The sequence below is a fragment of the Serratia sp. CY76391 genome, from assembly GCF_052166695.1.
GTDB lineage: Bacteria > Pseudomonadota > Gammaproteobacteria > Enterobacterales > Enterobacteriaceae > Serratia > Serratia nematodiphila.
Genome location: NZ_JBJNOJ010000013.1, coordinates 181,762 through 201,615 on the forward strand (window position 1 = coordinate 181,762; position 19,854 = coordinate 201,615).

Here is a 19,854-nt window from a genome sequence, read left to right on the forward strand (position 1 = left end):
TGACCGGGAGCTGCATTAGGATGATGAGGTGCTGCAATAATGGATTTATTAAGGTTTATCCTGCGTTTGCCTTTTACCCTGGTTAAGGGCGTTTGTCTCCTGCTGGGCGGGGCGTTGTCGCTGTTGGGGCGGTTGCTGAGACCGCTGGTCGGCAACCTCAGCTGGCGTGCGCCGGCCTGGTGGGCTGCACTGCCGCGCGGTTTTTTGCGGCTGGAAAGCGGCGTGGATAAACACCCGAAAGCGGTCGGTCTGAGCCTGCTGCTGCTGGCAGGCGTTGCGGGCGGCGCATTTTACGGTTGGCACTGGTGGCAAAACCGGCCCCAACCGATTGAACCGGCGCCGATGGTGGTTCAGGAGATCAACGCCGAGTTGTCCAACCCTGAGCCGATAGACTACGCCGCCGCCCGGCAGGCGCCGCAAACGGTGAGCCTGACCTTCAGCGGCTCGGCTGCGCCGATAACCGCGGCGGGCAAAACCGTGAGCACCGGCATCACTCTGAAACCGTCGGCGGAAGGGCAGTGGGCATGGAGCAATGAGTCGACACTGGTGTTCACGGCGAAAAAGCCGCTGCCGATGGGCGCGAAATATGAGGTGACCCTTGAGCCCGCCACGTTGCTGGCGCCGCAGGTCAAGCTCGCCAAAACCCGTTATGCCTTCACCGTGCCCGCGTTCGATTATCGCCTGGGGCAGGCCGAGTATTACCGCGATCCGCAAAATGCGCAAAAACGCAGCGCGATCTTCAATTTGCAGTTCAACGCGCCGGTTGACGTCGGCAGCTTTGAAAAACAGATTTCACTGGGATTGAAAGAAGGCAGCGCCACCTCCGAGAAGAAGCTGAATTTCTCTCTGGTCTATGACGAGAAAAAACTGAACGCCTGGGTGCATTCCGAGCCGCTGCAGGCGCTGGATCAGGGCGGCGCGGTGCATCTAACCGTCGGCAAGGGCGTTAAATCGACGGCGGCCGGCAATGCGGTCGAAGAGGCGAAAAGCAACTGGGTCAAAGTACCGACGCTGTACAGCCTGGCGCTGAGCGACGCCAGCGTCCAGGTAGTGGACACCGACGGCGGCCAAGGGCAGCGTGCCCTGGTGGTCGGTTTCAGCGATGCGGTGAAGGATAAAGCGCTGGCGCGGGCCGCGAGAGCCTGGCTGCTGCCGCAGCACGATCCGAGCGATGCCGAGGCCGCCAACGATGCCGACGATTTCTATCAATGGACGGTCGACAGCGTTGGTAAAAACGTGCTGGCGCAGGCGACGTCGCTGCCGTTGACGCTTAACGAGGCGGAAGAGGCCTACCAACCGCAGTTCAGCTTCCGTTTCGACGCCCCGGCGCACCGCTTTGTGCTGCTCGAGATCGATAACCAGCTGGTTTCCGCCGGCGGTTACAAAATGCCGAAGAAGGTTTACCGCGTGGTCGAAGTGCCGGAGTTCCCGAAATCGCTGCAGTTCATGTCGCAGGGCTCGCTGCTGTCGGTCAACGGCGACAAGCAGATCAGCGTGGCGGCGCGCAACGTGGCGGGCCTGCGGCTGGACATCAAGCGGGTGATCCCGAGCCAGCTGCAGCACATCGTCTCCTTCAAAAGCCGGGAATACTCCTCCACGGAATTCAACCGGCTCAACGACGAATATTTCACCGAGCATTTCAAATACCAGACGGCGCTCAACAACGAGCGGCCGGGGGAAGTGAACTATCAGGGCATCGATCTTTCCCGCTATCTCTCCACCAACGCCAGTTCCCATCGCGGGGTGTTCCTGCTGACGCTGTCTGAATGGCAGCCGAACCGAAAGCCGGCGGCCGAAGAGGCGGGCGCCGAGCAGGATCAGGAACAGGATGAGAGCGAAGGGGAAGAGCAGCCCGACGTCGGCGATTCGCGCTTTGTGGTGGTGACCGATCTGGGCATCGTCGCCAAGAGCTCGCAGGACAAGACGCGCGACGTCTTTGTGCAGTCGATCCAAAGCGGCGCGCCGGTCAGCGGCGCCACCGTGTCGGTGGTGGCCAAAAACGGCGTGACGTTGCTCAGCCAAACCACCGGCGCCGATGGCCACGTGCGTTTCCCGGCGCTGGATGTCTACACCAACGAGCGCCAGCCGGTGATGTTCCTGGTGGAGAAAGAAGGGGATGTCTCCTTCCTGCCAACCGGCAGCTATAACGATCGCGGGCTGGATTTCTCGCGCTTCGACGTTGCCGGTGAACAAACGCCGACCGATCCGCGCACGCTCAGCAGCTACCTGTTCTCCGATCGCGGCGTTTATCGGCCGGGGGATACCTTTAACATCGGCCTGATCACCCGCGCCGCCGACTGGGGCGTTGGCCTGGCCGGCGTGCCGGTGCGCGCCGAAATCCGCGATCCGCGCGACAAGCTGATGTCCACCGTGCCGCTGACGCTGGGCGCCAGCGGTTTCAACGAGCTGAGCTATACCACCGATGAAAATTCGCCTACCGGCGAGTGGAACGTCTATCTGTATCTGATCGGCAAAAATAACGACACCTCCACGCTGCTCGGCCATACCGCAGTCAATGTGAAGGAGTTCGAACCGGATCAGCTGAAAGTGAAGCTGGCGTTGACGCCTGACCGCCAGCAAGGCTGGGTAAAACCGTCCGAGCTGAAGGCCAGCATCGATGTGCAGAACCTGTTCGGCACCCCGGCGCAGGATCGCCGCGTGACCACCAGGCTGACGCTGCGGCCGATGTATCCGAGCTTCGATCGCTTCCCGGATTATGCGTTCTATGAAAACCGACAAAACAGCGACGGGTTCGAGACCGAGCTGGAAGATCGCACCACCGATGAGCACGGCGCGGCCGATATTCCGCTCGATCTGAAATCCTACGCCGACGCCACCTATCAGCTGCAATTGCTGTCGGAGGCGTTCGTCGCCGGCGGCGGGCGCTCGGTGGCGGCTACCGCCCGCACGCTGGTTTCCCCTTACGATTACCTGATCGGCGTGAAGGCGGACGGCGATCTGGGCTACATCAACCGCGACGCGGAGCGGCATCTGAACGTGATCGCCATCGATCCGGCTCTGAAACAGATCGCCATGCCGAACCTGAAGCAGGTGTTAATCGAGCAGAAATACATTTCGGTGCTGACCAAACAGGATTCGGGCGTTTACAAATACCAGTCGAAGATGAAGGAAGTGCAGCTGTCGGAACAGCCGCTGGCGCTGAGCGAGCAGGGCGCGGATCTGAGGCTGGCGACCGATAAGCCGGGCGACTTCGTGCTGGTGATTGAAGATGCGCAGGGCAAGACGCTCAATCGCGTCGCCTACAGCGTGGCCGGCAACGCCAACCTGAGCCGTTCGCTGGATCGCAATGCCGAACTGAAGCTGAAACTCAACCAGGCGGAATACCAGCCGGGCGAGGAGATCGAGGTGGCGATCAACGCGCCTTATACCGGCAGCGGTTTGATCACCATTGAAAAGGACAAGGTTTACGCCTGGCAGTGGTTCCACACTGACACCACCAGCTCGGTGCAGACGATCCGAGTGCCGGCCGGCATGGAGGGCAACGGCTACATCAACGTGCAGTTCGTGCGCGACATCAACTCCAGCGAGATCTTCATGAGCCCGCTGAGCTACGGCGTGATGCCGTTCAAGATCAGCACCAAGGCGCGCCAAAACAGCCTCGAGGTGACGGCGCCGGAGGTCATCAAGCCGGGTGAAAACCTGACGATGACGGTCAAGACCGATGCGCCGCAGCAGGTGGCGCTGTTCGCCGTCGATGAGGGCATTCTGCAGGTGGCGCGTTACCGCCTGAAGGATCCGCTGGAGTTCTTCTTCAGCAAGCGCGAACTCAACGTGAGCAGCTCGCAGATCCTCGATCTGATCCTGCCGGAATTCAGCAAGCTGATGGCGCTGACCGCGGCGCCGGGCGGCGATGCGGGCGAAGGGCTGGATCTCAACCTCAACCCGTTCAAACGCAAGCGCGACAAGCCGGTGGCCTATTGGTCCGGCATTACCGAAGTCAGCGGCGAGAAGCAGTTCGTCTACCCGGTGCCGGATTATTTCAACGGCAAGATCCGCGTTATGGCGATTTCGGTGACGCCGGAGAAAATCGGCAAGGCGCAAACCGCCGCCACGGTGCGCGACAGCTTTATCATGACGCCGAACGTGCCGGCGATGGTGGCGCCGGGCGACGAGTTCGACGTCAGCCTGGGCGTCAGCAACAACCTCGAAGGGCTGAACGGCCGGTCGGTGGCCATCAACGTCCTGCTGACGCCGCCGCCGCAGTTGGAGGTGGTGGGCAACGCGACGCAAAGCCTGACGCTGGCGGAAAAACGCGAAGGCGTTATCACCTTCCGCCTGCGCGCCAAAGCCGTGCTGGGCGATGCGCCGCTGGTGTTCGACGCCCGTTACGGCGACCAGGCCAGCCGCCGCACCGTCAGCACCTCGGTGCGGCCGGCGGCGCCGTACCGCACCCAGTCGGTGATGGGGCGCATGAGCGGCGGCAGCCAGAACGTCGACGGCCTGCGCCAGATGTTCGACGCTTTCGCGCAGCGCCGGGCGGCGGTGTCGAATTCGCCGCTGGTGCTGACCAGCGGGCTGGCGCAATACCTGGCGGATTACCCGTATTACTGTTCCGAGCAGATCGTCAGCCGCTCCATTCCGCTGATGCTGCAGAGCCGTCATCCGGAGATGAAAAGCAGCCTGAGCCAGGCGGAAGTCAGCAAGCAGCTGCGCAATCTGCTGGGCGTGCTGCGCGCCCGTCAGAACGACAGCGGGGCGATCGGCGCCTGGCGTTCGTCGCCGGATGCCGATCCTTTCGTCACGCCTTATGTGGTGCAGTATCTGCTCGAAGCCAAAGCGGCGGGCTACGCCCTGCCGGAAGGCATGCTGGACGAGGCCAACGGCGCGTTGCGCGAGCTGGCGGCCAGCGGATTCGACGATCTGTATCTGCTGCGCCTGCGCAGCTGGGCGGTTTACCTGCTGACGCTGCAGGGCGAAGTGACCACCAACTCGCTGGCGGCGGTGCAGGATACGCTGCAAAAACGCTATGGCGAAGGGTGGAAAACCGATCTGAGCGCGCTGTATCTGGCTTCTTCCTACCGTCTGTTGAAGATGGACGATGAAGCCGCCGCGCTGTTGCAACCGAGCTGGCAGCAACTGAGCAAGGCGTATGACAGCGCCTGGTGGACGCAGAACTATTTCGATCCGCTGGTGCAGGATGCGACGCGGCTGTATTTGATTACCCGTCACTTCCCTGAGAAGGTGGCGTCGATTCCGCCGCAGGTGCTGGAGAATATGGTCAAAGCACTGAAAGAAGAGCGTTACACCACCTACTCCTCTGCAATGAGCATCCTGGCGCTGGAAAGCTATTCGGCCCAGGTGGCGGCGCAATCCGCCAATGCGGACGCGTTAGGCATCGTGCAGGTGGGCAAAAGCGGCGGCGACCCGCAGCGCATCAGTGAGCTGCAGGGGCTGTTCGTTCAGGGGCAATTTAACGCCGACGCTACCGCCGTGCGTTTCACCAACGGCGGCAGCGCGCCGGCCTGGTATGTGGTGACGCAGGCCGGTTACGATCTGAATGCGCCGCAAAAAGCGCTGTCGCGCGGGATTGAGATCGTCCGCGATTACACCGATGAACAGGGCAAGCCGGTGACGCAGGTGACGCTGGGGCAGAAGATCAACGTCCATCTGAAGGTGCGCGCCAACTCGAAAGAGGGGCAGAGCAACCTGGCGATCGTCGATCTGCTGCCGGGCGGGTTCGAAGTGGTGCAGCAGACGCCGCCGGAGCCGGCCGACGCCGGTGAAGAGAGCGACGATCGCGGCGGCTGGCAGTCGCCGCTGGCCGCATCTGGCTCCACCTGGGCGCCGGACTACAGCGATATCCGCGAAGATCGGGTGATTATCTACGGCAGCGCCGGCACTGAGGTGCAGGAGTTCGTTTATCAAATCAAAGCCACCAATACCGGCAGCTTTATTGTTCCACCGGCCTACGGCGAAGCCATGTACGACCGTGAAGTGCAGGCCATGTCGGCCGGCGGCGGCAAGCTGGTGGTGGTGCCGGCGGGCAACGACTAGGCCATATCCGGCGCCAGGCCAGCGTCTGGCGCCGGAATGCTGAGAACGTATGAAGATCCTGACCGGGCGCGTGCTGCAAAACGGCTTGATGGCGGTGTTTTTACTGGCGCTGCTGTTGGCCGCAATTCGGCTGTGGCCGCATCCGCCCCTGTGGCAGGGGCTGCCGCAGTCTTCCGTTTATTACGACAGGCACGGCGCGCTGCTGCGCATTACGCTGGCCAACGACGATCGCTACCGGCTGTGGATCCCGCTGGAGCAAGTGTCGCCGCTGGCGGTGCGCGGGCTGCTGCTGCACGAAGATCGCTGGTTCTACTATAACCCCGGCTTTAACCCCGTCAGCCTGATGCGCGGCTTCTGGCGCAGCTATGTCGCCGGCGGAAAAATGCAGGGCGGTTCGACCATTAGCATGCAGCTGGCGCGTATGCGCTGGCATCTCAATACCCGCACGCCGGGCGGTAAGCTGCTGCAGGTGCTGCGTGCGGTGCAGCTGGAACTGAGCTACTCCAAGCGCGATATCCTGGAAGCCTATCTGAATTACGCGCCCTACGGCCGCAACATTGAAAGCATCGGCGCCGCCAGCCTGATCTATTTCGCCAAGTCGCCGAAGGATTTGACCCTGCCGGAGGCGCTGACGCTGGCGGTGTTGCCGCAGTCGCCCAGCTACCGTCTGGAGCCGAAAACCGGCGTGCTCGGCGCCGCATTAACGCAGGCGCGCAACCGTCTGTTCCTGCGCTGGCAACAGGTTTACCCCACCGACGCCAGCCAGCAAACGCTGTTCCGCCTGCCGTTGGCGCTGCGGCAGCCTGAACAAGTGCCTTATATCGCACCGCACTTTATCGAACAGCTGCGCCTGCAGACGCAGCAACTGGTGCAGCGCGATACCCGCGTCGACACCACGCTGGACGCCGGGCTGCAGCGGCTGGTCGAACGACAGGTCAACGCCTTTATCGCCCGCAACCGCAGTCGCGGCATCCAAAACGCCGCGGTGCTGCTGGTGGACAGCCGTGATATGGGGGTGCGCGCGCTGGTGGGCTCGGCGGACTATTACAATCGTCCGATTCAGGGGCAGGTGAACGGCACCAACGCCAAGCGTTCGCCGGGATCGACGCTGAAGCCGTTCATCTACGCGCTGGGCATGGAGCAGGGCGTGCTGCATCCGATGACCATTCTGAAAGACGTGCCTTCGTCGTTCGGTGCCTATGCGCCGGAAAACTTCGATCGGCGCTTTCTCGGCCCGGTGACCGCCACCGACGCGCTAAATTTCAGCCGCAATATTCCGGCGGTCTATGTCGCCTCGCAGCTGCGTCAGCCAACCTTTTATCAGTTCTTGCGCCTGACCGGCGTCGCCAATATGGCCAACGAGAGCCACTACGGGCTGTCGCTGGTGTTGGGCGGCGGCGAGGTAACGGCGCAGGAATTGGCGAAGCTGTATGCGCTGCTGGCGAATCGCGGCGAGCTGCGGCCGCTTCGCATGCAGCTGAACCAGGCCGAATCGACGCCGGTACGGCTGCTGAGCGAGGAGGCCAGTTTCATCACGCTGGATATGCTGCGCCAGCACCGGCGGCCGGGCGATACGCTGGCGCAGCGTTCTTCGTCGCTGCCGGTGTACTGGAAGACCGGCACCTCATGGGGCTTTCGCGACGCCTGGAGCGTCGGGATTTTCGGTCCTTACGTGCTGGTGGTGTGGGAAGGCAACTTCGACGGGCGCGGCAACAATGCGTTGGTCGGCGCCGAGGCGGCCGCGCCGCTGTTCTTCAACATCATCGACAGCGTCAATGCCAGTTACCCCGGCCTGCGGGAACCGAAGCATCCGTTCCCCAAACGTCTGCGGCGGGTGGACATTTGTCTCGCCAGCGGCGATCTGCCGACGCCGTGGTGCCAGCAAAAGGGCAAGACCTGGTTCATTCCCGGCAAGTCGCCGATCAAGGTCGACAGCGTTTACCGGCCGGTGGTGCTGGATATTCACAGCGGTGAGGTCGTTTGCCCGCCGTATGATGCGGCGCAGACCCGCACCGAAATCTTTGAGTTCTGGCCTTCCGATCTGGCCAACGTGTTCGCCCAGGCCGGGCTGCCGAAGCGGGCGCCGCCGATCAACCGCTGCAAGGACAACGGCGTCGCCGTCGGCGGCAACGCGCCGCGCATCACTTCGCCGCTGAAAAACACCACCTATACCCTGCGCCAGTCGCAGCAGGGGCGGAATAAAATCGCCTTCAACGCGGTGACGGACGCCGACAGCAAAACGGTGTACTGGTTCGTCGACGATATCTATCTCGGTAGCAGCGCCAGCAAAAAGCCGATCGACTGGCGGCCGATCGACAACGGGCGCTACCGCATTCGGGCGGTGGACGATCGCGGCCGCGCCGATACGCGCCTGGTGACCATCGAATGGGTGAACTAGCGCTGAGCCGCACGCCTGTTATACTCGCGCCCGAAACGGTTATTGACCTGGGAAAGCGATGTGATTGAGATTTTGTATCAGGATGAACACCTGGTGGCGGTGAACAAGCCGTCGGGCTGGTTGGTGCACCGCAGTTGGCTGGATCGTCATGAAACCCGCTTTATGATGCAGACGGTGCGCGATCAGCTCGGGCAGCACGTTTTTACCGTGCACCGTCTCGATCGCCCGACCTCCGGCGTGCTGCTGATGGCGCTGTCCAGCGAGGTGGCGCGCCTGCTGTCGCAGCAGTTCGAACAACATCAGGTTCAGAAAACCTACCATGCGGTGGTGCGGGGTTACGTGCAGGAGGGGGCGACTCTCGATTATCCGCTGACGGCGGAGCTGGACAAAATCGCCGATAAACATGCCGATGCCGATAAGGGGCCGCAGCCGGCGGTGACGCACTACCGGCCGTTGGCGCAGGTGGAGATGCCGGTGGCCGTCGGCCGCTACGACAGCGCGCGTTACAGTCTGGTGGAACTGCAGCCGGAAACCGGCCGCAAACATCAGCTGCGGCGCCATATGGCGCATCTTCGCCATCCGATCATCGGCGACAGCAAACACGGCGATCTGCGGCAGAACCGCGGGATGGCGCAGCATTTCGGTTGCCCGCGCCTGATGTTGCACGCCAGCCATCTGCAGCTGACGCACCCGGTGACCGGCGAGCCGCTGCAGGTAACGGCGCGCTGGGACGAAGCCTGGCAAGGGGTGATGGCGCAGTTCGGCTGGGCAGGGCTATTCCCTGAACTTGCCGGGGTTGAGTTTAGCGCGGCTAACGGTCAGGATAGCTGACAATTTTTAAAGGTAATGAAGGGAGTAGGAGCCATGGCTCAGGTTGGTATCTTCGTGGGAACGGTCTACGGCAATTCGCTGCTGGTGGCGGAAGAGGCGCAAAACATCCTCAGCGAGCAGGGCCATGAGGTCAAACTGTTCGAAGAGGGCACGCTGGAGGCCTGGCAGTATTATCGTCAGCACTACGCGCTGGTGATCACCTCCACCACCGGGCAGGGCGATCTGCCGGACAGCATCGCGCCACTGTTCCACGCTATCCGCGATCAGGTTGGCTATCAGCCGGAGCTGCGCTATGGGCTGATCGCCCTCGGCGACAGCAGCTATGACAACTTCTGCGGCGCCGGGCGCGCGTTCGACGCGCTGCTGCAGGAGCAGGGCGCCACCCGCGTTGGCGAAGTGCTGGAGATCGATGCGATGGAACAGCCGGAACCGGAAGTGGCCGCCTGCCCGTGGGTCGAGCAGTGGGGCACGCTGCTGCAATCGTAAAGTAAAAAGGCGCCGCAAAAGGGCGCCTTGGCGATGATGCGGGTCAACCGATCCGCATTATTTGCCGCGGGTGAGTTTTTCCAGATCGGCTTCGATCTCGGCAATCTTGTGCGACACCACGCCTTCGAGATGGCGCAGGTCGTCGAGGATTTTACGCTTCAGATCCACTTCCACCTGATCGCGCTGGCACAGCTGATCCAGCTCGTCGATCACGTAACGCAGGTTCGGGTTGATCTCGTGAATTTCCTTGTAGCCCTGGCCGGCGTTGTCCGCCACCACGGTTTTACGCTGGCGCGGATACTTGAACTTCACGCTCTTGGCGAAGAACTCGCCCTTGTCCTTGCGGAAATAGATCTTGAGGATGTCGTTGTTCGCCTCTTGACGCAGGCTATAGCGATCGACGTCTTCCGGTTGATTGATGCCCAAACTCTTCAAGTTATCGTACATACTGCGCCCTCTTTAGATGTGATCGTTATATTCCACGACTGCGATTATGGCGGAAAGCGAGATCTGCGACTGTGACTGCCAGCGAAACGCAGACAAAAAAATAGCGGGTGAATCACCCGCTATTTCAATTTAGTCGATAGTACGCAATAACTCATTAATGCCGACTTTACCGCGCGTTTTGGCGTCGACTTTCTTGACGATGACCGCGCAGTACAGGCTGTAAGAACCGTCTTTCGACGGCAGGTTGCCGGAAACCACCACTGAACCCGCCGGCACGCGGCCGTAATGGATTTCGCCGGTCTCGCGGTCATAGATGCGGGTGCTCTGGCCGAGGTAGACGCCCATTGAAATCACCGAACCTTCTTCCACGATCACGCCTTCCACCACTTCAGAGCGCGCGCCGATAAAGCAGTTGTCTTCGATGATGGTCGGGTTGGCCTGCAGCGGCTCCAGCACGCCGCCGATGCCGACGCCGCCGGACAGGTGAACGTTTTTGCCGATCTGTGCGCAAGAACCGACGGTGGCCCAGGTGTCGACCATGGTGCCTTCGTCGACGTAGGCGCCGATGTTAACGTAAGACGGCATCAGCACGGTGTTGCGCGCGATGAACGCGCCCTGGCGCACGGTGGCCGGCGGCACGACGCGGAAGCCTTCCTTCTGGAAGCGCGCTTCGTCGTAGTCGGCGAATTTCATCGGCACTTTGTCGTAGTAGCGGGTTTCCGCGCCGTCCATCACCTTGTTGTCGTTGATGCGGAAAGAGAGCAGCACGGCTTTCTTCAGCCACTGGTGGGTGACCCATTGACCGTCGATCTTCTCGGCGACGCGCAGGGCGCCGCTGTCCAACAGGCCGATCACCTGGTTTACCGCTTCGCGCGTTACGGTGTCTACGTTCGCCGGGGTGATGTCCGCACGGCGTTCGAAGGCGCTTTCAATAACGTTCTGTAATTGCTGCATGCTGTTCTCTTTCCTGATGTTGTCGGTAAAAAGTTACTTGTATCACATTTTATCGTTTGGGGTGAGGGCCTCTGTCAACCGTTGCTCCAACTTTCTGCGCGTTTCTTGGTCGAGCGCGCGCCGCTCGCCGTCGGCCAGGATAAACAAATCCTCGACCCGCTCGCCGATGGTGGAAATGCGCGCGCCGTGCAGCGACAGCCCCAGATCGGCGAACACTTCGCCCACCCGCGCCAGCAGGCCGGGTTGATCGAGCGCGGTCAGCTCCAGGTAGCTGCGGCGATCGGTGTGGGTCGGCAGGAAGGTGACCTCGGTCGGCACGCTGAAGTGGCGCAGCTTGGATGACGGCCGGCGTACGCGCGGCGGCTGGTATTCCCGCTGGGTGATGGCCTGCAACAGCGCCTGGCGGATCGCCGCGTGGCGATCCTGCGCCAGCGGGCTGCCGTCCGGCTCCAGCACGATAAAGGTGTCCATCGCCATACCGTCGCGGTTGGTGAAGATCTGCGCGTCGTGCACGCTCAGGTTGCGGCGATCCATCTCTCCGGCGACGGCGGCGAACAGGTAAGGGCGATCCGGGCTCCAGATGAAGATCTCGGTGCCGCCGCGCGTCGCCTGGCGGCTGACCAGCACCAGCGGCTGGGTGGAGTCGTGGGCCAGCAGGTGGCGGGCATGCCAGGCCAGCTGATTCGGCGAGTGGCGCAGGAAGTAATCGGCGCGGCAGCGGCTCCAGATGCGGTGCAGCGCCTCTTCGTCGATGTTGTCCATGCGCAGCAGCGCCAGCGCCTGCAGGCGATGGTGGCGCACGCGTTCGCGCAGATCCGGGCTGTTTTGCATGCCGCGGCGCAGCTGTTTTTCGGTGGCGAAATACAGCTCGCGCAACAGGCTCTGCTTCCAGCTGTTCCACAGGGTTTCGTTGGTGGCGCAGATATCCGCCACCGTCAGGCACACCAGATAGCGCAGGCGGGTTTCGCTCTGCACTTCGCTGCTGAACTGCTGGATCACCGTCGGATCCTGAATATCGCGGCGCTGCGCGGTGACCGACATCAGCAGGTGGCAGCGTACCAGCCAGGCCACCAGCTGGGTTTCTCGCGAGTTGAGGCCGTGCAGTTCGGCGAACTCCACCACGTCTTCCGCGCCAAGGATCGAGTGATCGCCGCCTCGCCCTTTGGCGATATCGTGGAACAAGGCCGCCAGCAGCAGCAGTTCCGGATGCGGCAGGCGCGGATACAGCTCCACGCACAGCGGATGGCGCGGCCGGGTTTGCGGATCGGCGAAGCTCTCCAGCTTCTGCAGGACTCGGATAGTGTGCTCGTCGACGGTATAGGCGTGGAACAGATCGAACTGCATCTGCCCGACGATCTTGCCCCACTGCGGCATATAGGCCCACAGCACGCTGTGACGGTGCATCGGCACCAGCGCGCGCGACACCGCGCCGGGGTGGCGCAGGATGGCCATAAACAGATCGCGCGCTTCCGGGATGGTGCACAGCGGCTGTTTCAGGTGGCGGCGTGCGTGGCGCAGTTGGCGCACGGTGGTGGAGTAAATGCCCCTGATCTCGCGGTTGCGCACCATCAGGTAGAACATGCGCATGATGGCTTGCGGCTCGCGGATAAACAGCGTTTCGTCGCGCAGATCGATCAGATCGCCGCGCAGCTGGAAATCGTCGTTCAGCGGACGCGGCTTTTCGGTGGCGTCCAGCGCCAGGATGGCTTCGTCGAACAGCTGCAGCAGCATGTGGTTCAGCTCGCTGACGCGCCGCGTCATGCGGTAGAAGTCTTTCATCATGCGCTCGACCGGCTCGTTGCCTTCGCCTTCATAGCGCAGCAGCTGCGCCACGCTGAGCTGACGATCGAACAGCAGACGGTTGTCGTAACGCGGCAGGACCAGATGCAGCGCAAAGCGGATGCGCCACAGGAAGCTCTGGCATTCGTTCAGCTCGTTGCGCTCGGCCTGGGTGAGGAAACCGAAGCCGACCATTTCGTCCAGCGAGGTGGCGCCGAAGTGGCGACGCGCCACCCACAGCAGCGTGTGGATGTCACGCAGGCCACCGGGGCTGCTTTTGATATCCGGTTCCAGGTTATAGCTGGTGCCGTGGTAGCGCTGATGACGCTCCTGTTGCTCGCTGATCTTGGCGTGGAAGAACTGCGGCGAAGGCCAAAAGCCGTCGCTGAAGATATGCTTTTGCATCTGCAGGAACAGCGCAACGTCGCCGCAGATCATGCGCGATTCGATCAGGTTGGTGGCCACGGTCAGATCCGCCAGCCCTTCCAGCAGACACTCTTCCAGGGTGCGCACGCTGTGGCCCACTTCCAGCTTGAGATCCCACAGCAGGGTGATGAATTCGCCGACCCGCTGCGACTGTTGCTCCGTTAGCCGGCGCTGGCTGAGCACCAACACGTCGATATCCGACAGCGGATGCAGCTCGCCGCGGCCGTAGCCGCCGACCGCCACCAGCGCGGTTTCCGGGATATCTTCAAAGCCGTAGAACGTCCACAGCCGGCGCAGCAGGCGATCGATGAAGTCGCTGCGCGCCGCCACCAGGCTTTCGGCGCTGGATCCGGCGTCGAACGCCGCCGCCAGCCACAGCTGGAACTGCTCCAGCCGCTGTTTCAGCAGCGGGCAGGTGAGCTCGTCGTTGCCGTAGACGCTGGGAGAGGCGGGCGGCATCGGCACGGCCGGTTGAAGGAGATTGTCAGACATAGTGCGCAGCCCATAAAAAAGGCCGGCATAAGCCGGCCTGGTGACATTCTGCACGCGGCGTGCGCCGCAGTGCTTACATCTCGTGCGTAATGATGTTGGGGATGGTGTCATCCTTGCGCAACGTCATTATCTCGCAGCCGTTATCAGTGACCACAATAGTATGCTCATACTGCGCCGACAAGCTGCGATCTTTGGTTTTTACCGTCCAGCCGTCTTTCATGGTGCGGATGCGGTAGTCGCCGGCGTTGACCATCGGTTCGATGGTGAAGGCCATGCCCGCCTGCAGCACCACGCCGCCGTCGTCCGCGTCATAGTGCAGTACCTGCGGCTCTTCATGGAACACTTCGCCGATGCCGTGGCCGCAGTACTCGCGCACCACCGAGAATTTCTCGGCCTCGACGAATTGCTGGATGGCCTTGCCCAGGGTGCGCAGACGGATGCCCGGTTTGACCATCTTCAGCGCCAGATACAGGCTTTCCTGAGTGACGCGGCACAGGCGCTCGCCCAGAATGGTTGGTTTGCCGACGATGAACATCTTCGAGGTGTCGCCGTGGAAACCGTCTTTAATCACGGTCACGTCGATGTTGACGATGTCGCCGTCTTTCAGCGTTTTGTCGTCGCTCGGGATGCCGTGGCACACCACTTCGTTCACCGAGATGCACACGGATTTCGGGAAGCCGTGGTAGCCGAGGCAGGCGGAGATGGCCTGCTGTTCGTTGGTGATGTACTCGTGACAGATACGGTCCAGTTCGCCGGTGGTCACGCCAGGTTTGACGTGCGGCTCGATGATCTCCAGCACTTCGGCGGCCAGGCGGCCGGCCACGCGCATTTTTTGGATGTCATCAGGTGTTTTAATTGAGATTGCCATGAAATTCGTCCGCAGGTGTCGTTATCGTCGACAATAAGAAGCAGTGACTTATGGTATCAGCCCGGCCGGGGGCTGCCAAATTTCATTTCCTGACGCCCGGCGAAACGCAACAAAAGTTGGTGTCGGCGGCGGGTTTATGGTATAAAGCGCGCCGGCGATCCGCGACTTGGTTCTTGTGGCCTGGCGGGAATCGGCCGAAAATACTTTAACTGCACTCATTTTGTGTAAATAACACACACGTATCGGCACATCCGCCGGGGTGCCCTGAGGTGACTTGTCGCCGCCAGGGTCGGCGTTATGGGATACGTGGAGGCATAACCCCAATTAATCTATAGAGGTTTAATCATGGCAACTGTTTCCATGCGCGACATGCTCAAGGCTGGTGTTCACTTTGGTCACCAGACCCGTTACTGGAACCCGAAAATGAAGCCTTTCATCTTCGGCGCTCGTAACAAGGTTCACATCATCAACCTGGAGCAGACCGTACCAATGTTCAACGCCGCTCTGGCTGAACTGACCAAGATCTCTTCCCGTAAAGGCAAGATCCTGTTCGTTGGTACCAAGCGCGCAGCAAGCGAAGCGGTAAAAGACGCTGCGAACAGCTGTGACCAGTTCTTCGTGAACCACCGCTGGTTGGGCGGTATGCTGACTAACTGGAAAACCGTTCGTCAGTCCATCAAGCGTTTGAAAGATCTGGAAATCCAGTCTCAAGACGGCACCCTGGACAAGCTGACCAAGAAAGAAGCGCTGATGCGCACTCGTGAACTGGCCAAGCTGGAAAACTCCCTGGGCGGTATCAAAGATATGGGCGGTCTGCCAGACGCACTGTTCGTTATCGATGCCGATCACGAGCACATCGCGATCAAAGAAGCCAACAACCTGGGTATCCCGGTATTCTCTATCGTTGATACCAACTCCAACCCAGACGGCGTTGACTTCATCATCCCTGGTAACGACGACGCAATCCGTGCAGTAAACCTGTACCTGACTGCTGTTGCTGCCGCTGTGCGTGAAGGTCGTTCTCAAGATCTGGCCGTTCAGGCGGAAGAAGGCTTCGTAGAAGCTGAATAATAAGGCAAGCTCGTCACTGAGCCCTTATTAACCAGGTATTGACATATGTTGGTTAGGGGGGCCTGTTAAGGCCCCCTTTGCTTATCTGAATGAGAACTGTCTCCACGCGAGATAACCGAGGAAAAAGAAATGGCTGATATTACCGCTGCCCTGGTAAAAGAACTGCGCGAGCGTACCGGCGCTGGCATGATGGATTGCAAGAAAGCGCTGGTTGAATCCAACGGCGACATCGAACTGGCAATCGAAAACATGCGTAAGTCCGGTGCGATCAAAGCCGCTAAAAAAGCAGGCAACGTGGCTGCTGACGGCGTGATCAAAACCAAGATCGAAGGCAACTACGGCATCATTCTGGAAGTTAACTGCCAGACTGACTTCGTAGCAAAAGACGCCGGTTTCCAGGCGTTCGCCGACAAAGTGCTGGATGCCGCTGTTGCTGGCAAAATCACTGACGTTGACGTGCTGAAAGCGCAGTTCGAAGAAGAGCGCGTAGCGCTGGTGGCAAAAATCGGCGAAAACATCAACATTCGTCGCGTTGCTTCCCTGGAAGGCGAAGTGCTGGGCAGCTACCTGCACGGCGCGCGTATCGGCGTTCTGGTTGCGGCTAAAGGCGCTGACGAAGAGCTGGTTAAGCAAATCGCAATGCACATTGCGGCGAGCAAGCCAGAGTTCGTGAAGCCAGAAGACGTGTCTGCTGAAGTGGTAGAAAAAGAGTACCAGGTTCAGCTGGACATCGCCATGCAGTCCGGCAAGCCGAAAGAAATCGCAGAGAAAATGGTTGAAGGCCGCATGAAGAAATTCACCGGCGAAGTTTCTCTGACCGGTCAGCCTTTCGTTATGGATCCGAGCAAATCCGTTGCTCAGGTGCTGAAAGAGCACAACGCTGACGTGACCAACTTCATTCGCTTCGAAGTGGGCGAAGGCATCGAGAAAGTCGAAACCGACTTCGCTGCTGAAGTTGCCGCGATGAGCAAACAGTCTTAATGACTGTCGATGGAACCGCCGTCTGGCGGTTCCATACTATCCAGCCAGAATTACACCGGTGGCAAGCCCTGCAGCGTGATACTCACCTCAGGCGCGTTTCATCGGCTGAAATCCCCAATACTAATACTGCTTCTTAGGACAGAACACCATGGCAACCAATGCAAAACCCGTATATCAGCGTATTCTGCTTAAACTGAGTGGCGAAGCCCTGCAAGGTGCAGAAGGTTTTGGTATCGACGCCAGCGTTTTGGATCGCATGGCTCAGGAAGTGAAAGAGCTGGTCGAACTGGGAATTCAGGTCGGTGTAGTTATTGGCGGCGGGAACCTGTTCCGCGGCGCGGGCCTGGCGCAAGCCGGCATGAACCGCGTAGTGGGCGACCACATGGGAATGCTGGCTACCGTGATGAACGGCCTGGCTATGCGTGATGCACTGCACCGTGCCTATGTGAACGCCCGCCTGATGTCGGCGATCCCGCTGAACGGCGTGTGTGACAATTACAGTTGGGCAGAGGCGATCAGCCTGCTGCGCAACAACCGCGTGGTGATCTTCTCCGCCGGTACCGGCAACCCGTTCTTCACCACCGATTCCGCCGCTTGCCTGCGCGGCATCGAGATCGAAGCGGACGTGGTGCTGAAAGCCACCAAAGTGGATGGCGTCTACTCCGCCGATCCGGTGAAAAACCCGGATGCGACGCTGTATGAACAATTAACCTATCAGGACGTGCTGGAGCGCGAGCTGAAAGTGATGGATCTGGCGGCGTTTACGCTGGCTCGCGATCACGGTCTGCCGATCCGCGTGTTCAACATGAACAAGCCTGGCGCGCTGCGCCGCGTGGTGATGGGTGAGAACGAAGGTACGCTGATCAGCAAATAAGGCTGTTCACACCCCTTTTCGGAGCGCGTGACGCCAGGCGCCGCGCGCTCTCCGAGTACGATTACGGGCTATACTTGAGTATCGCCTGCCAAGTAACCAGCTTCCAAGGGTTTGCAACGTGACTAATGAAATCAGAAAAGATGCTGATTCACGCATGGAAAAAAGCGTAGAAGCATTCAAAAACCAAATCAGCAAGATCCGCACCGGCCGCGCTTCGCCAAGCATTCTGGACGGCATCATGGTGGAATACTACGGCGCCGCTACGCCGCTGCGTCAACTGGCCAACGTGACCGTGGAAGACTCCCGCACGCTGAAAATCAACGTGTTCGACCGCAGCCTTAGCCAGGCCGTTGAGAAAGCGATCATGAGCTCCGATCTGGGGCTTAACCCGTCTTCCGCCGGTTCTGACATTCGCGTTCCGCTGCCTCCGCTGACCGAAGAACGCCGTAAGGATCTGATCAAGATCGTACGCGGCGAAGCCGAGCAGGGCCGCGTAGCGGTGCGTAACGTGCGTCGCGACGCCAACGACAAGGTCAAGGCGCTGCTGAAAGACAAAGAGATCAGCGAAGACGAAGAACGTCGTTCACAAGACGAGATTCAGAAAATGACCGACGCTTACATCAAGCTGGTCGACGCCGCGTTGGCGGAGAAAGAAAAAGAGCTGATGGATTTCTAATCAGCATCGCGCAGAAAAAAAAGCGTCGCCTGGGCGGCGCTTTGTTTTTTGTGGCGCAGATCCCGTTTCATCGTACTGAAAGATCATGGACAAGCGCTGTCCAAGGTTCCACACTGGAGCACCTCCGATCTCATCAGACAGTTATTCAGAGTGAACTCATGAAGCAACTGACCATTCTTGGCTCGACCGGCTCGGTAGGGACCAGCACCCTGGCCGTGGTCAGGGCGAATCCCGAGCGTTTTGCGATCAAAGCGCTGGTGGCTGGCCGCAACGTCGCGGTTATGGCGCAGCAATGCATCGAATTCCGGCCCGCCTTCGCCGCGATGGCGGATGAAAGCGCCGCCCGCGAGCTGCGCGCCATTCTGGCGGAAAACGGCGTCGCTACCGAGGTATTGGCCGGGGAGCAAGCGGCCTGCGAACTGGCGGCTTTGGACGACGTCGATCAAGTGACGGCGGCCATCGTTGGCGCTGCGGGGCTGTTGCCGACGCTGGCGGCGATCCGCGCAGGCAAGCAGGTGCTGCTGGCCAACAAAGAGTCGCTGGTCACCTGCGGCCGCCTGTTTATGGACGCGGTGCGGCAAAGCCAGGCGCAACTGCTGCCGCTCGACAGCGAGCACAACGCGATTTTTCAGAGTTTGCCTGAGAGTATTCAGCGCCAGTTGGGATACTCTTCACTGGACAGTCATGGTGTTTCGCGCATCGTACTTACCGGCTCCGGCGGCCCGTTCCGCACCACGCCGCTGGAACAGTTCGCCGCGATGACGCCGGATCAAGCCTGCGCCCACCCGAACTGGTCGATGGGGCGCAAGATCTCGGTGGATTCCGCCACCATGATGAACAAAGGTCTGGAATACATTGAGGCCCGCTGGCTGTTTAACGCCTCGGCCGAGCAAATGGAAGTGATCCTGCACCCGCAGTCGGTGATTCACTCGATGGTGCGCTATGCCGACGGCAGCGTGCTGGCGCAGCTGGGTACGCCGGATATGCGCACGCCGATCGCCCACGCGATGGCGTATCCGCAGCGCGTGAACTCCGGCGTGGAAGCGCTGGACTTCTGCCGCATCGGTTCGCTGACCTTCGCTGAACCGGAACGCGAGCGTTATCCTTGCCTGTATTTGGCGATCGAAGCGTTCGAGGCCGGCCAGGCGGCGACCACCGCGCTGAACGCGGCCAACGAAATCGCCGTGGCGGCATTTTTGCAACAGCAGATTCGCTTTACCGACATTGCGGCGGTCAATCGCCAGGTGGTGGAGCGTCTCGCGCTGCAGGAACCGACCAGCATCGAAGCGGTCTTAGACATTGACCGCCAGGCGCGCGCCGCCGCCGAGGAACGCGTTCGCGCGTTGTGCGGCTGATCACGGCGATTATCCGATTTTGCTCGTAATTCGCGCGTGCCGCCGCGGGGCCGTTTGTTCATGCCCCGCTGAGGTGGTATAGTCTGCGCCACCTGTCAGCGGTTATACCGTTGAATTATGGCTCGATTGGCGCCTTGTGCGCCAATGGCGACCCGGCTGCGTCGGGTATCGCGAGGGCAGGCTGAAAGCCGTGTCGGGCAC

General features: G+C 60.7%; 13 protein-coding genes. 9 read left to right on the forward strand and 4 right to left on the reverse strand.

Annotation, left to right across the window (positions count from 1 at the left end; all coding sequences use genetic code 11):
- Nucleotides 1-39: 39 nt before the first annotated feature.
- From ACJ8PN_RS21730 to ACJ8PN_RS21745, 4 genes are read left to right on the forward strand one after another with little or no spacing between them, the layout of a single operon-like run.
- Complete coding sequence (locus tag ACJ8PN_RS21730; RefSeq protein ID WP_442535216.1) at nt 40-6,015, forward strand: alpha-2-macroglobulin family protein; 5,976 nt, start codon at nt 40-42, stop codon at nt 6,013-6,015.
- 49 nt (nt 6,016-6,064) lie between these two features.
- Nucleotides 6,065-8,413: a penicillin-binding protein 1C gene (pbpC, locus tag ACJ8PN_RS21735; RefSeq protein ID WP_442535217.1), complete on the forward strand. Its 2,349-nt coding sequence runs from the start codon at nt 6,065-6,067 to the stop codon at nt 8,411-8,413.
- 60 nt (nt 8,414-8,473) lie between these two features.
- Nucleotides 8,474-9,244, forward strand: a complete 771-nt coding sequence (gene truC / locus ACJ8PN_RS21740) for a tRNA pseudouridine(65) synthase TruC (protein ID WP_131165575.1) — start codon at nt 8,474-8,476, stop codon at nt 9,242-9,244.
- A gap of 33 nt (nt 9,245-9,277) precedes the next feature.
- A complete protein-coding gene (locus ACJ8PN_RS21745; protein WP_016929894.1) occupies nt 9,278-9,730 on the forward strand; it encodes a flavodoxin in 453 nt (150 codons plus the stop codon).
- 57 nt (nt 9,731-9,787) lie between these two features.
- Here the strand turns inward: ACJ8PN_RS21745 and ACJ8PN_RS21750 are convergent, their stop codons facing one another.
- The 4 genes from ACJ8PN_RS21750 to map all read right to left on the reverse strand — a co-directional run bounded on the left by ACJ8PN_RS21750 (nt 9,788) and on the right by map (nt 14,696).
- Entirely contained in the window at nt 9,788-10,177 is a 390-nt protein-coding gene (locus ACJ8PN_RS21750; RefSeq protein WP_004931929.1) for a DUF3461 family protein, read from the reverse strand.
- 129 nt (nt 10,178-10,306) lie between these two features.
- Nucleotides 10,307-11,131 carry a 2,3,4,5-tetrahydropyridine-2,6-dicarboxylate N-succinyltransferase gene (gene dapD, locus ACJ8PN_RS21755; RefSeq protein WP_004931932.1) on the reverse strand — a complete coding sequence of 275 codons (825 nt, stop codon included), beginning with the start codon at nt 11,129-11,131 and terminating at the stop codon, nt 10,307-10,309.
- 42 nt (nt 11,132-11,173) lie between these two features.
- Complete coding sequence (gene glnD, locus ACJ8PN_RS21760; RefSeq protein ID WP_171454639.1) at nt 11,174-13,828, reverse strand: bifunctional uridylyltransferase/uridylyl-removing protein GlnD; 2,655 nt, start codon at nt 13,826-13,828, stop codon at nt 11,174-11,176.
- A 73-nt stretch (nt 13,829-13,901) separates the two neighbouring features.
- The gene (gene map / locus ACJ8PN_RS21765; protein ID WP_004931936.1) at nt 13,902-14,696 is read right to left on the reverse strand and encodes a type I methionyl aminopeptidase; all 795 of its coding nucleotides are present in this window, start codon (nt 14,694-14,696) and stop codon (nt 13,902-13,904) included.
- A 345-nt stretch (nt 14,697-15,041) separates the two neighbouring features.
- Here map and rpsB point away from each other — a divergent pair, with 345 nt between their 5' ends.
- The 5 genes from rpsB (at nt 15,042) to ispC (ending at nt 19,653) form a co-directional block, all read left to right on the forward strand.
- Entirely contained in the window at nt 15,042-15,767 is a 726-nt protein-coding gene (gene rpsB, locus ACJ8PN_RS21770) for a 30S ribosomal protein S2 (RefSeq protein ID WP_004931937.1), read from the forward strand.
- A 129-nt stretch (nt 15,768-15,896) separates the two neighbouring features.
- Entirely contained in the window at nt 15,897-16,748 is an 852-nt protein-coding gene (tsf, locus tag ACJ8PN_RS21775; protein WP_033632247.1) for a translation elongation factor Ts, read from the forward strand.
- Nucleotides 16,749-16,896: 148 nt separating this feature from the next.
- Entirely contained in the window at nt 16,897-17,622 is a 726-nt protein-coding gene (gene pyrH / locus ACJ8PN_RS21780; protein WP_004931940.1) for a UMP kinase, read from the forward strand.
- 118 nt (nt 17,623-17,740) lie between these two features.
- Nucleotides 17,741-18,298 carry a ribosome recycling factor gene (gene frr, locus ACJ8PN_RS21785; protein ID WP_004931943.1) on the forward strand — a complete coding sequence of 186 codons (558 nt, stop codon included), beginning with the start codon at nt 17,741-17,743 and terminating at the stop codon, nt 18,296-18,298.
- Between the two features lie 158 nt (nt 18,299-18,456).
- Nucleotides 18,457-19,653: a 1-deoxy-D-xylulose-5-phosphate reductoisomerase gene (gene ispC, locus ACJ8PN_RS21790; RefSeq protein WP_049187687.1), complete on the forward strand. Its 1,197-nt coding sequence runs from the start codon at nt 18,457-18,459 to the stop codon at nt 19,651-19,653.
- Nucleotides 19,654-19,854 lie beyond the last annotated feature (201 nt).

What these genes read in the sequence shown, in the direction of transcription:
- pyrH (WP_004931940.1), top strand. Translation starts at nt 16,897, where the DNA reads ATGGCAACCAATGCAAAACCCGTATATCAGCGTATTCTGCTTAAACTG.
- pbpC (WP_442535217.1), top strand. Translation starts at nt 6,065, where the DNA reads ATGAAGATCCTGACCGGGCGCGTGCTGCAAAACGGCTTGATGGCGGTG.
- ACJ8PN_RS21730 (WP_442535216.1), top strand. Translation starts at nt 40, where the DNA reads ATGGATTTATTAAGGTTTATCCTGCGTTTGCCTTTTACCCTGGTTAAG.
- map (WP_004931936.1), bottom strand. Translation starts at nt 14,696, where the DNA reads ATGGCAATCTCAATTAAAACACCTGATGACATCCAAAAAATGCGCGTG.
- glnD (WP_171454639.1), bottom strand. Translation starts at nt 13,828, where the DNA reads ATGTCTGACAATCTCCTTCAACCGGCCGTGCCGATGCCGCCCGCCTCT.
- rpsB (WP_004931937.1), top strand. Translation starts at nt 15,042, where the DNA reads ATGGCAACTGTTTCCATGCGCGACATGCTCAAGGCTGGTGTTCACTTT.
- tsf (WP_033632247.1), top strand. Translation starts at nt 15,897, where the DNA reads ATGGCTGATATTACCGCTGCCCTGGTAAAAGAACTGCGCGAGCGTACC.
- ACJ8PN_RS21745 (WP_016929894.1), top strand. Translation starts at nt 9,278, where the DNA reads ATGGCTCAGGTTGGTATCTTCGTGGGAACGGTCTACGGCAATTCGCTG.
- ispC (WP_049187687.1), top strand. Translation starts at nt 18,457, where the DNA reads ATGAAGCAACTGACCATTCTTGGCTCGACCGGCTCGGTAGGGACCAGC.
- dapD (WP_004931932.1), bottom strand. Translation starts at nt 11,131, where the DNA reads ATGCAGCAATTACAGAACGTTATTGAAAGCGCCTTCGAACGCCGTGCG.
- ACJ8PN_RS21750 (WP_004931929.1), bottom strand. Translation starts at nt 10,177, where the DNA reads ATGTACGATAACTTGAAGAGTTTGGGCATCAATCAACCGGAAGACGTC.